The following is an 11,292-nucleotide window of genomic DNA, read 5'->3' on the forward strand; positions in this document are numbered from 1 at the left end:
GAAGGAGTTGAGACCACGATTTGTCTTCCTAAGACCGCTTGGCCTCCGACTTCGGCCGTCGCCCCCGCCGCCGCCACGACCGCCCCCGCGGTGGCGCCGCGCGACGCCGCGCTCGCGCGCGTGCTGCAGGCCGCCCTCGACTCCTCGCGCGCCGCGCAGCGCCTCCCCGGGCTCTCGCTCGCCCTCGCGCTCCCCGACGGGCGCACGCTCGCCCTCACCAGCGGCCACGCCGACACCGCGCGCCGCGTCCCGCTCCGCCCCACCGACCGGCTGCTGCAGGGGAGCGTCGGCAAGACGTACGTCGCCGCGGTCGCGATGCAGCTGGTCGCCCACGATTCGCTCGACCTCGACGCCCCCGTCGCGCGCTACCTCGGCCACCTCCCCTGGTGGCCGCGCGTCCCCAACGCGCGCGACGTCACGGTGCGGCAGCTCATGACGCACACGTCGGGGCTCGTGCGCTACGAGTTCGACCCGCGCGCGACCGCCGTGCTGCGCGCGCAGCCGATGAAGACGTGGACGCCCGAGGAGCGGCTCTCCTACCTGCTCGACAAGGCGCCCCCCTTCGCGGCCGGGCAGGGGTGGGACTACTCCGACACGAACTACATCGTGCTCGGCATGATCCTCGAGCGGATCACCGGCACCCCCTACGACTCGCTGCTCCGCACCCGCCTCCTCGGCCCCCTCGGGCTCGCGGGCACCGTTCCCGCCGACCGCCCCGACGTCCCCGCGATCGCCAACGGCTACGCCGGCGCGGACAACGAGCTCGGAGGCTACGACGCCTCGCTCGACGCGCGCGGGCACCTGCTCGTCAACCCGCAGTTCGAGTGGACCGGCGGCGGCGTCGCCTCCACCACGGCCGACCTCGCGCGCTGGGGGAAGCTGCTCTACGAGGGCAGGGCGTTCGACGCGGCGCTCCTGCCGCGCGTCCTCGACGGCGTCCCGGCGCGCCTCGGCCGCGACGTGCGCTACGGGCTCGGCGTCATGCTCCGCCCCACCGCGCTCGGCGTCACCTGGGGGCACTCGGGCTTCTTCCCCGGCTACGCCACCGAGCTGCTCTACTTCCCCGAGTTGAAGATCGCCGTCGCGGTGCAGGCCAACAGCACGGCGCCGTACCCGCGCGGGCTCGTCCCGCTCGCGGTCGCGGCGGCGCGCGCGGCGTCGCAGGCGCCCTGACGCCGTGGACCCGGCGCGCCTCGCCGTCGTCGTCTGCGACATGTGGGACGCGACGCACTGCGTGCAGGCGCAGGCGCGCGCCGGGTCGCTCGCGCCGCGCATCGACGCGCTGCTGCGCGCGCTGCGCGGCCGCGGCGCGCTCGTGATCCACGCGCCGGCCGACTGCATGCCGTTCTACGAGGGGACGGAGGCACGCCGCCGCGCACGGGAGGCGCCGTTCGCCGCGGCCCCGCGCGCGTTCGCCTGGAACTGGTGGGAGGACGACGAGCGCGCGGCGCTCCCCGCGTCGCTCACCGACCCGGGCGGCTGCTCGTGCGACGCGCCCGCGCCGTGCGGCGACGGCTCGGCGCCCGCCCCGTGGACGCGGCAGACGCCGCGGATCCACGTCGACGACGCGCGCGACGCGGTCACCGACGACGGGCAGGAGACGTGGAACCTGCTCGCCGAGCGCGGGATCGCCGACGTGGCGCTGGTCGGCGTGCACGCGAACGTCTGCGTCCTCTCGCGCTGGTACGGCATCCGCCAGCTCGTGTACGGCGGGCTGCGCCCGGTGCTGTGCGGCGACCTCACCGACGCCTTCCACCGCGACCCGCGCGGGCACGCGTGGGGGAACGCGGCGCTGCTGGCGCACGTGGCGCGGCGGTGGTGCCCGGTCGTCACCGGCGACGCACTGCTGCGGCGCCTCGACGGGGCATCCGCGCACGCCCGGCGCGCGGGGGGCTCCACGGATCAGGTCGTGAGCCACGAGGACGCGTGATCTCGTCAGTCGAGGAGGCGCGCCCGCTCGGCCCGCCGCCCCCTCACCAGGAGAGTCGATGCGTCACCGCCTGCACGTCCCCGTCCTGGCCGTCGCCACCGCGGCGCTCGGCCTGTCTGCCGCCGCGGCCCCGCGCGTGGCGGCGGCCGCCCCGCCGCTCGTCTTCGCCCAGGCCAGCTGCTACGACGCGGAGGGCGCGATGTATGTCTTCGGCTTCTCCGGCGCCCCGGGCTACGCGCAGCAGAGCGCCATCGCCGGGCTGCTGCGCATCGGGGTCTGCGTGCCCGGCACCCTGGAGGTGAGGGTGACCGTCGAACGATAGGCGGGCCCGAACACCGGCCGCGTCCCGGGCGCCGCACCGGATCTCGAGCATCCTGGACTGCGGTCCGCGCGCACGCCCTAGCGCGCGGCCGGGCGCGGGCGCGTGGGCACGCGCGCGTTGCACACGTCCACGCCGCCGGCCGGCTGCGCGAAGAAGGCGTCGTGCCGGTTCGCCGAGCCGGCGAGGTACGCCGCGAACGCCGCCCCGTCGGTGCGCATCACCTCGTAGCGCGGGCGCTCCGCCTCGGGCACGTCGCTCGCCAGCCGCACGCGTACGATCGGCTGCGGGGTCTCGCCGCGCGCCCGGTCGTAGAAGCCCAGGTTCCCCGAGCCCCGCGGCCGCGCCGAGAGGTGCGCCATCCCGTCGAGCACGCGCCCGACCACGGCGAGGTTGCGGTCGAGCTGCCGCGGCGCGTGGCCGATGACCGCGTACAGCTCGCTCCCCGACCCGGTGCTCGGCGTGTTGCCGCGCGCGGCGGCCACGGTGCCGTAGCAGTGCGGGATCCACGCGGCGCGGGCCCGCGGGTCGTACGCCACCGGCCACCCCTCCCAGTGCCCCGTCGCCGCCGCGTACGGGTCCGCGTACGCGAGCGGGCGCGGCGCGACCCCGTCGAGCGTGCGCTCGAACTCGGCCGGCGGCTGCTCGACGACCCCCGCCGGCGGCGCGGCCGGCGCGCCCCCGCCCCCGCCGCCGTTCCCCCACTGCGTGACGTAGTTGTCCTGCACGCGGTAGACGCTCGCGCGCGCCCACCCGCCGCCGCGCGCGAGCGCGCGCACGTTGGCGACGTGCACCGGCGCGAACGCCGGCGCGAGCTGGATCACCACGCGCCCGCCGTCGCCGAGCTCCATCACCAGCAGCTCGTCGGCCGGGACCTCGCGCCAGTCGGCCGGCGCGCTCTCGGCGACCACGCGCGCCGGCGGCGTCGCGTTCCGCACCGGCTCGGGGCGCACGGCCGCCGGCGCCCCACGGCACGCGCCGAGCGCGGTCAGCGCGAGGGCGGCGATGCGATGCGGTCGCGTCATCGGGCCCCCAGCACCTTCGCGTCCCACGCCACGCGCCCGCCCACCAGGGTGAGCACGCTCGTCGTCCCCGGCAGCGCCTGCGGCGGCACGGTGAAGACGTCCTGCGACAGCACGGCGAGGTCGGCGAGCATCCCCGGCGCCAGCGTCCCCTTCTCGCGCTCCGCGTGCTCGGCCCACGCCGCGGTGCGCGTGTACGCGACCACCGCCTGCTCGCGCGTCAGCGCCTCGGCCGGGTTGTTGGCGTGCATCGTGGCGAACATCACGTTGAGGAACGGGTTGCGCGGCCCGTCCGACCCGAACGCCAGCGGCACGCCGGCGGCGAGCGTCGACCGCAGCGGCTGGAACCCCGGCTGCGCCCCGCCGAAGCGCGCCGCGACGAGCCCCGGCGCCAGCATGAGGTGCGCCGGGTTCTGCACCAGCACCACGCCGAGCGCGCGCGCCGTGGGGAGCAGGTCGCCCGTCAGCCAGTCGCCGTGCTCGAGGCGCACGCGCAGCGGCCGCCACGCCGAGTCGGGGGCGAGCGCGCGCATCGTCGCCAGCACCAGCGCGATCGTGCTGTCCCCCACCGCGTGCAGCATCACCTGCTCGCGCCGCCGCAGCGCCTCGGCGAGGATCGCGCGCACCGTGTCGGGCGGGTAGTTGAGGCGCCCGCGCCACCCCGGGCGGTCGGCGTACGGGGCGCGCTGCGCCGCCAGCCGCTCCAGCGGCGTCCCGTCGAGCATGTACTTCCGCCCCGAGCGCACCGACGTCGGCGTCGGCCGCGCGGGCGAGGCGTCCCACGCCGCCGCCTCGCCGGGGACGGCGCGCAGCGGCCACGCGACCACGCGCACGCGCAGCGGCGTGCCGGCCTCGCGCAGCGCGCGCGCCGCCGCCGCGCCCGACTTCCCCTCGCTCATGTCCTGCACGGTCGTGATGCCGAGGCGCAGCGCCTCGTCGCCGAGCGCGCGGTACGCGTCGGCGAACGCGCGCGGCGGGAGCGTCGCCCACAGCCGGCGCGTGTGCACCATCGCCGCGTTCTCCTGCACGCGCCCGTCGAGCCGCCCCGCGGCGTCGCGCCCGTACCACCCGCCCACGGGGTCGCGCGACGCCTCGGTGATCCCCATCGCGCGCAGCGCGCGCGTGTTCGCCTGCAGGAAGTGCCCCCACGACACGCGCAGCATCACCGGGTGGTCGGGCGCGGCGGCGTCGAGGCGCGCCAGGCGGCTGGCCGTGTCGTCCACCGCGCGCATCCCGACGTACGCGACCAGCCAGCGCCCCTTCGGCGTGCGCGCCGCCGCCGCCCGCACCGAGTCGAGCACCGCCGCCAGCGGCGGGTCGGGCTCGGGGCCGGGCTCCGTCACCACCGGCACGCCGAAGCGCGGCCCCACGTGGTCGTGCGCGTCGTTGATCCCGGGGATCACCGTGCGGCCGCCGAGCGCGACGCGCCGCGTGCGCGGGCCGGCGAGCCGCTCCACCTCGGCCGTCGTCCCGACCGCGACGATCCGCGCGCCGCGCACGGCGACCGCCTCGGCCCACGGGCGCGTGCTGTCCGCGGTGAACACCTTCCCGCCGAGCAGCACGAGGTCGGGCGCCTGCGCCGCGAGCGGCGCGACGGGCGGCAGGAGCAGGAGGGACGCGAGCAGCGGCGGGACGGCGTGGCGGCGCATGGGAGCGGGGACGGGGGACGCGCCGACGCCCCCCGCGCCGCCGCGCCCCTACGCTCGCGCGCGCCGCGCCCGCCGGCGGCGGTCCCCGAGCGAGGCGGGGACCCCGTCGGCCGCCGTGCGCGGGCGCGCGGGGCGGCCGAGCGCCTCGCGCAGGATCGCCCCGACCTGCGCCGGCTCCAGCAGGAAGGCGTCGTGGCCGTGCGGCGAGCGCACGGCGCGGTAGGTCGCCGCCGCCACCTGCGCCCACGCGGCGACGACGTCGTCCGAGTACAGCAGGTCGCCCGGGACGCCGACCGCCGTCACCTGCTCCGCCGCCGCGCCGAGCGCGCGCAGCGCCTCGGCGCGCCCGCCGCGCCCGCGCCCCACGTCGTGCGTATCCATCGCGTCGAGCAGCGTGCGGTAGGTCGCGGCGTCGAAGCGCGCGGCGAGCGCGGCGCCGTGGTGGTCGAGCCACGCGCGCACCGCGAACGTCGACGGGTCGGCGTCGGCGGCGGCGCGGCCGAAGCGCCGCTCGAGCGCCTGCTCGGTGCGGAACGCGATCATCGCCACGCGGCGCGCCAGCGCGACGCCCGCGTCCGGGTCGCCCGCCGCGGCGCCGAGGCGCAGCGCCTCGCGCTGCGCGTGGTTCCACGCGATCGCCTGCGCGGTGTGCGCGTCGGGGGCCGCGAGCACGACGGCCGAGCGCGCGCGCCCCGGGTGCTCCAGCAGGAACTCCTGCGCCACCATCCCGCCCAGCGACCCGCCGACCACCGCGGCCAGCGACGGCAGGCGCAGCGCGTCGACGAGGCGGCCCACGAGGCGCGCCATGTCGCGCGTCGTCACGGGCGGGAAGCCGCGGCGGTTCCACGTGCCGGCGGCCACGGTCCACGGGCGCGACGGCCCGGTGGTCCCGTAGCAGGAGCCGAGCAGGTTGGGCGCGAGCACGGCGTGGCGCCGCGTGTCGATCGCCCGGCCGGGGCCGATGAGGTCGCGCCACCACCCGCGCTCCGGGCAGGCGGCGTCGGCGGAGCCGGTGAGCGCGTGCAGCACGAGCACGACGTTGTCGCGCGCGGCGTTGACGACGCCGTCGAGCACGAAGTGCTGGTGCACGTCGAGGAGCACGGCGCCGCACTCGAGCGCGAAGCGGTCGTGCAGCTGGCCGGCGCGGACGCGCGGCGGGGCGGAGGCGGGCGCGGCGCGCTCGGCGCGGCGGCGGGCGTCGGCCCATTCCTCGGCGAAGCGCTCGGCGGCGCCGAGCGTCGGGGTCGTGTTGGCAGCGGGGGTCGTCATCGTCGCCTCCTGCGACGCGTCGGTTCGCTGCCGCCTGACGGAGGTCGCGACCGGCCCACCGCGGGCCCGGAAACGACAGCGCCCGGCGACCATGAGAGGCCGCCGGGCTGCTCGCGTTTTAGCTCCTTGTTTTACGTGGCGGCAATAGGCGGCAAATCACCACGGGATCGATTGTGGACGCAGCATATCCGGTTCCTGCCGGTCGCGTCAAGCGGGGGCTCGGCGGCGGCGGTTCTGACGCCTCGTTCAGGCTGGCGTGCGACGCGCGCGCGCGGCCCGCACCGGCTCTGGCGTCGCCGGTCGGGAGGCCCCTATGATGGGTCCCTCTCCCGCCCCGTGCGGGCGGGGGTGCACCGCCGGCGTGGACGCCGGCCGAGCCCCGGAGGTCGCCATGACGCTGCGCGCGCATCACCTCGCCCTCGTCGCCTGCACCCTGGTCGCCTGCGCCGACCCGATCGCGCCGCGCGGCGCGCGGCCCGACGCCGCGGACGCGCCCGCGCTGGCGAAGGGCGGGACGCTCGTGACCCGCGACGTCTTCGACGTGACGTTCGCGATCGACGGCGCCGGGTGCGGGCTGCCGTCCGACGTCGAGGGCGCCGGCGTGTTCAAGATGCAGAACCGCGCGCTGCAGCTCGGCCCGGGCGCGTGGCGCGTCGCGTTCAACTGGAGCGCGCACGGCACCGCGGTCGGCGACGACGGCACGCGGTACCGCTTCAACTACGCCGCCAACGGGAAGTACGTCGACATCGTCGCCGATCCCACCGCGCTGCCGGTCCCGATCGAGTTCGTCGACCACTTCAACCTGATCAGCCAGGGCGCGGCGCCCGACCTCCGCGTCTTCCTGCGCGGGCGGTTCATGTTCGACGGCTTCAACATCGTGCCGATCGGCGATCCGGTGATCCGCGGCGGCATCGAATGCGATCCGATCTGACGTGACCCTTCCGCACGACCCGCGCCCCCTCCCCACGCGGCGGCTTCCATGCGGACGCTCACGCGCCTCGCGCTACTCCTCCTCGCGCTCGGCGCCTGCGCCGAGCCGGGCGCGCCCGAGCGGCTGACGGCCGGCCGCCCGCCGTCGCGCGACGCGGCGGCGCGTGACCCCGCGGCGCGCGGCGCCGACGCCGAGCTGCGGGCGCTCCTCGCCGCGCACGGCTTCACCGGCCGCGTCGCCTCCACCCTCGAAGCGCGGCTGGGGCGGCGCGTCGACCCCCGGCTGGCCGACGTCGGGCGGCTGCTCTGGTTCGACCCGATCCTCGCGCTCAACGGCGACAACGCCTGCGCCGGGTGCCACTCGCCCACGCACGGCCTCGGCGACACGCAGTCGATCGCCATCGGCATCGACAACAACCGCGTGGTGGGCGCGGGGCGGCGCGGGCCGCGCAACCAGCGCCGCTCGCCGATGGCGGTCAACGCGGCGTTCTACCCCACGCTGATGTGGAACTCGCGCTTCCGCGCGGCGTCGGGCGACCCGTTCGACAACCGCGCCGGCTTCGACTTCCCGGCGCCGGAGGGGCGCACGCTGTCGCACCTGCCGCACCTCCTCGCCGCGCAGGCGTTCATCCCGCCCACCGAGCGCGTCGAGGCGGCGGGCTTCGCGGTCCCCGGCGACAACGACGCGCTGCGCGCCGAGGTGCTGCGGCGGCTGAACGCGGCGGCCGACTACCGGCGGCGGTTCGCGCCGCTGTTCGCCGGTGTGCGCGCCGGCGCGCCGATCACCTTCGAGCAGGTGGGGCTCGCGCTGGCGGAGTTCCAGCTGTCGCAGGTCCACGCCGACGCCCCGATCGACCGCTTCGCGCGCGGGGAGGCGGGGGCGATGACGGCCGCCGAGACGCGCGGCGCGGTGCTCTTCTTCGGGCGCGCCGGCTGCGTCGGCTGCCACGCCGTGTCGGGGCGGTCGAGCGAGATGTTCAGCGACTTCCGCGAGCACGTGATCGGCGTGCCGCAGGTGGCGCCGACCGTCGGCAACGTGCCGTTCGACGGGCCGGGCGCGGACGAGGACTTCGGGCTGGCGCAGGTCACCGGCGACCCGGCCGACCGCTACGCCTTCCGCACCGCGCCGCTGCGCAACGTGGCGCTGCAGCCGGCGTTCATGCACAACGGCGCGTTCGTGCGGCTGGAGGACGCGGTGCGCCACCACCTCGACCCCGCGCGGTCGGCGCGCGCGTGGACGCCGGCGCTGCTGGCGCCCGACCTCCGCGGCCCCCCCGGCCCCATCGCGCCGGTGCTGGCGCGGCTCGACCCGCGGCTGCGCGCGCCGGCGCGCCTCGACGACGCGGAGGTCGCCGACCTGGTGGCGTTCGTGCGCGACGGGCTGCTCGACCCGGCGGCGCGCCCCGAGCGGCTGCGCCACCTGGTCCCGGCGCGGCTGCCGAGCGGGCTGGCGCCGCTGGCCTTCGCGAGCCCGTGAGGTCCGCCGGCGTCAGAAGGCGTAGCGGATGCGCAGGTACGGCAGCCGCTCGGCGAGCAGGTCGAGCAGCTGCCGCACCAGCTGCCCCTTGAGCCCCGTGCGGTAGCGCACGTTCACGCCCCCCTGTTCGGAGCGCTTCGTCTCCTGCCAGTCGGGGGTCCACAGCAGCGCCTCGGCCGCCGGGTGCCAGCCGAGGTTGACCTCGTGCAGCTGCTGGTTGTGCGTGAGGAAGATGACCTCCGCCGCCAGCTGCGCCTTCGCCGCGTCCGACAGCGCGTCGTCGATCTGGCCGCACAGCTCCGCCCAGTCGTCGAGCCACCCGTCGTAGGCGATGACCGGCGACAGGTTGACGTGCGTCTCGTAGCCGGCGCGCACCAGCTCGTTGACGAAGGCGAGCCGCCGCGCGATCGGCGTGGTGCGCACGTCGACCGTCCGCGCCACGGCGGCCGGCATGAGCGACATGCGCACGCGCGTCGCGCCGCGCGGCTCGTACGCCAGCAGCTCCTCGTTCACGTACTTGGTGGCGAAGCTCGCCTTGGCGTTCGGCAGCGCGCGGAAGCGCGCCACCAGGTCGCGCACGTTGTCGGAGATCGTCGCGTCCACCGAGCAGTCGCCGTTCTCGCCGACGTCGTACACCCAGCGCGCGGGGTCGACCTGGTCGGGGACGGTCTTGGGCCCCTGCCTGGCGGCGTGCCGCGTCACCGCGTCGAGGATGCGCTCGATGTTGACGAAGGTGGTGATCGGGTTGGCGAACCCCTTCCGGCGCGGGACGTAGCAGTACGCGCACGCCATCGCGCACCCGTTGGCCGCCGCCGGGGCGATGAAGTCGGCGCTGCGCCCGTTGGGGCGGAAGTCCATCGTCTTGCGCACGCCGAGCACGAGGACGTCGCGCTTCACGCGCACCCAGTCCTTCACCCGCGCCGCGTCCCCGTGCAGCTCGGGGATCCGCCAGTGCGACGCCACCTCGATCCGCTCGGCGTCGGGGAAGCGCGCCAGGATCTCGCGCCCGCGCGCGAACTCGGGGACGGCGGGCTCGTGATAGATGGTGCGGACGCGGAGGAGGGGGGGCACGGGGGGGGTGAATCCGGGTGGGGCGAACACGGGTGGGGCGAACACGGGTGGGGCGAACACGGGTGGGGCGAACACGGGAAGTGCGAGCAGCACCCTCGCGGTTCCCGAGTTCGCGGTCCCCGAGTTCGCCCTACCCGAGTTCGCAGTATCCGAGCTCGCCCTACCCGAAATCACAGTATCCGACCTCGCCCCACCCGGCTCCACTAGCGAACCGCCTTCCCTCTGCCGAATGTGCCCGGATGAAGTCCCCCCGCACCAACGCCGAGCACCTGGCGCGCCTGGCCGCCCTGGCGGACGAGAACGCGGCCGACGTCGCGCGGCTGGTCGAGGACCTCGACGCCGCGCGGCTGCTGTGGCGCCCGAGCCCGGAGCGGTGGGGGGTCGCCGACTGCCTGGAGCACCTCGTCGTGACCGGCGCGGTGAGCCACCCGCGGGTGCGCGGCGCGATCGACGACGCCGCGCGCGCTCGTGCCCCCGCCGGGGCGCGTCGACTCGGCCGCGCGGCTGCTGGCGCTGCACGACGCGCTGCGCGCCCTGTTCGACGACGCGCACGTGCTCGACCTGCGCGAGCCGCGCGTGCCGACGCCCGTCTCGGCGCGGCTCACGCTGCGGCTGGGCGAGGCGCTCGAGGTCCTCGTCGCGCACCAGCGGCGCCACCTCGACCAGGCGTGGCGGGTGCGGCGCGCGGCGAACTTCCCGCGCGTGCACCACGCCGCCGCGCGCTGACGCTCAGGGCGCGCGCGCGGGGACGGGGACGATCGTCTCGCGCGCGCGGGCGCGCGGCAGCACCGGCGCCGCCCGGAACGCCGCGTGCCCCGACGCCAGCGCGTACGGCACGTCCTTCGGCGCGCCGCCGGCCGGCCAGTCGTCGGCCTTGCCGGGGGAGTCGGGGCGCGGGTGCGCGTTCACGTACGCGGCCACGTCGTACGCCTGCTCGGGGGTGAGCGAGCGCGGGCGGCCGAGCGGCATGTTGTGCCAGATGAAGGCGGCCGCGCGCTCCTGCCGCGCCATCGACGCGCCCACCGCGTACGAGCGCGCGCCCCACAGCGCCGGCACCCTGCCGCCCGTCTCGTAGACGCGCCCCGCGCCGTCGGCGCCGTGGCAGCTCGCGCACTGCGCCGCGTACACCGCCGCGCCGCGCGCCGAGTCGCCGGGGAGAGACTGCGCCAGCGCCGCGCCGTCGGGGATCGGCGGCTGCCCGTCGGCGCCGGGGAGGCGGTGCCCCTCGCCCACCGGCACGCCGCGCGACAGCCAGGCGAGGTAGGCGAGGATGTCCTCCATCTCGCGGCTCGCGTGCGGGAGCGGGCGCCCGGCCAGCGAGCGGGTGAAGCAGTAGTTCACCCGGTCGGCGAGCCCCACTACGGCGCCGCTGCGCGCCATGTGCTTGGGGTAGCGCGCGAAGGCGCCGGCCATCGGCGCGGTGCCGGGCGCGCGCCCGCCGTCGAGGTGGCAGTTGGTGCAGGCGATCTGCCCCGGCGCGTACGCGGGGAGCGAGTCGGGCGTGTCGCGCACCAGCGCGAGCCCGCGCCGCACGCTGGCCCCCAGCGGCCCCGCGGGGATCTCGGCGTCGGCCGGGGCGCGCCACGCCGCGAGGTCGAAGGCGGCGGGGGCAGCCGGCGTCGCGC

The 11,292-nt window shown here is 77.2% G+C and carries 11 protein-coding genes and 1 riboswitch; of the genes, 6 read left to right on the forward strand and 5 right to left on the reverse strand.

Translation table 11 applies throughout. From position 1 onward, the window contains the following. From PYV61_RS12725 to PYV61_RS12735, 3 genes are all read left to right on the forward strand, one after another. A partial coding sequence (locus PYV61_RS12725; RefSeq protein WP_275832051.1) for a serine hydrolase domain-containing protein occupies positions 1–1,173 on the forward strand: 1,173 nt, incomplete at its 5' end. Positions 1,174–1,177: 4 nt separating this feature from the next. Beyond that, a complete protein-coding gene (locus PYV61_RS12730) occupies positions 1,178–1,930 on the forward strand; it encodes an isochorismatase family protein (protein WP_275832053.1) in 753 nt (250 codons plus the stop codon). Positions 1,931–1,988: 58 nt separating this feature from the next. Continuing rightward, positions 1,989–2,252 (forward strand): hypothetical protein, encoded by a 264-nt coding sequence (locus tag PYV61_RS12735; RefSeq protein WP_275832055.1) that lies wholly within the window; start codon positions 1,989–1,991, stop codon positions 2,250–2,252. Positions 2,253–2,329: 77 nt separating this feature from the next. Here PYV61_RS12735 and PYV61_RS12740 read toward each other — a convergent pair whose 3' ends face one another. The 3 genes from PYV61_RS12740 to metX are packed head-to-tail and all read right to left on the reverse strand — an operon-like array spanning position 2,330 to position 6,189. After that, positions 2,330–3,274, reverse strand: a complete 945-nt coding sequence (locus PYV61_RS12740) for a peptidylprolyl isomerase (RefSeq protein WP_275832057.1) — start codon at positions 3,272–3,274, stop codon at positions 2,330–2,332. Further along, complete coding sequence (locus tag PYV61_RS12745) at positions 3,271–4,920, reverse strand: amidohydrolase (RefSeq protein ID WP_275832059.1); 1,650 nt, start codon at positions 4,918–4,920, stop codon at positions 3,271–3,273. Before PYV61_RS12745 ends, PYV61_RS12740 begins: the two co-directional genes overlap by 4 nt. Before the next feature lie 48 nt (positions 4,921–4,968). Then, complete coding sequence (metX, locus tag PYV61_RS12750) at positions 4,969–6,189, reverse strand: homoserine O-acetyltransferase (RefSeq protein ID WP_275832062.1); 1,221 nt, start codon at positions 6,187–6,189, stop codon at positions 4,969–4,971. A gap of 101 nt (positions 6,190–6,290) precedes the next feature. Further along, positions 6,291–6,362: riboswitch (SAM riboswitch) on the reverse strand. A 218-nt stretch (positions 6,363–6,580) separates the two neighbouring features. Here metX and PYV61_RS12755 point away from each other — a divergent pair. Together PYV61_RS12755 and PYV61_RS12760 are read left to right on the forward strand one after the other, a co-directional pair. Beyond that, entirely contained in the window at positions 6,581–7,120 is a 540-nt protein-coding gene (locus tag PYV61_RS12755) for a hypothetical protein (RefSeq protein ID WP_275832064.1), read from the forward strand. Between the two features lie 48 nt (positions 7,121–7,168). After that, positions 7,169–8,596: a cytochrome c peroxidase gene (locus PYV61_RS12760; protein ID WP_275832066.1), complete on the forward strand. Its 1,428-nt coding sequence runs from the start codon at positions 7,169–7,171 to the stop codon at positions 8,594–8,596. Positions 8,597–8,608: 12 nt separating this feature from the next. Here the strand turns inward: PYV61_RS12760 and PYV61_RS12765 are convergent, their stop codons facing one another. After that, positions 8,609–9,667 (reverse strand): spore photoproduct lyase family protein, encoded by a 1,059-nt coding sequence (locus PYV61_RS12765; protein WP_275832068.1) that lies wholly within the window; start codon positions 9,665–9,667, stop codon positions 8,609–8,611. A 468-nt stretch (positions 9,668–10,135) separates the two neighbouring features. Here PYV61_RS12765 and PYV61_RS12770 point away from each other — a divergent pair, with 468 nt between their 5' ends. Then, a complete protein-coding gene (locus PYV61_RS12770; RefSeq protein WP_275832070.1) occupies positions 10,136–10,393 on the forward strand; it encodes a hypothetical protein in 258 nt (85 codons plus the stop codon). Positions 10,394–10,396: 3 nt separating this feature from the next. Here the strand turns inward: PYV61_RS12770 and PYV61_RS12775 are convergent. Beyond that, positions 10,397–11,292, reverse strand: an 896-nt coding sequence (locus PYV61_RS12775) for a c-type cytochrome (protein WP_275832072.1), incomplete at its 5' end; no start/stop codon positions are given.

Origin of the sequence: Roseisolibacter sp. H3M3-2, assembly GCF_029211165.1 — a bacterium.
Taxonomy (GTDB): Bacteria; Gemmatimonadota; Gemmatimonadetes; order Gemmatimonadales; family Gemmatimonadaceae; genus Roseisolibacter.

What these genes read in the sequence shown, in the direction of transcription:
- PYV61_RS12740 (WP_275832057.1), bottom strand. Translation starts at nt 3,274, where the DNA reads ATGACGCGACCGCATCGCATCGCCGCCCTCGCGCTGACCGCGCTCGGC.
- PYV61_RS12735 (WP_275832055.1), top strand. Translation starts at nt 1,989, where the DNA reads ATGCGTCACCGCCTGCACGTCCCCGTCCTGGCCGTCGCCACCGCGGCG.
- PYV61_RS12745 (WP_275832059.1), bottom strand. Translation starts at nt 4,920, where the DNA reads ATGCGCCGCCACGCCGTCCCGCCGCTGCTCGCGTCCCTCCTGCTCCTG.
- PYV61_RS12760 (WP_275832066.1), top strand. Translation starts at nt 7,169, where the DNA reads ATGCGGACGCTCACGCGCCTCGCGCTACTCCTCCTCGCGCTCGGCGCC.
- PYV61_RS12755 (WP_275832064.1), top strand. Translation starts at nt 6,581, where the DNA reads ATGACGCTGCGCGCGCATCACCTCGCCCTCGTCGCCTGCACCCTGGTC.
- metX (WP_275832062.1), bottom strand. Translation starts at nt 6,189, where the DNA reads ATGACGACCCCCGCTGCCAACACGACCCCGACGCTCGGCGCCGCCGAG.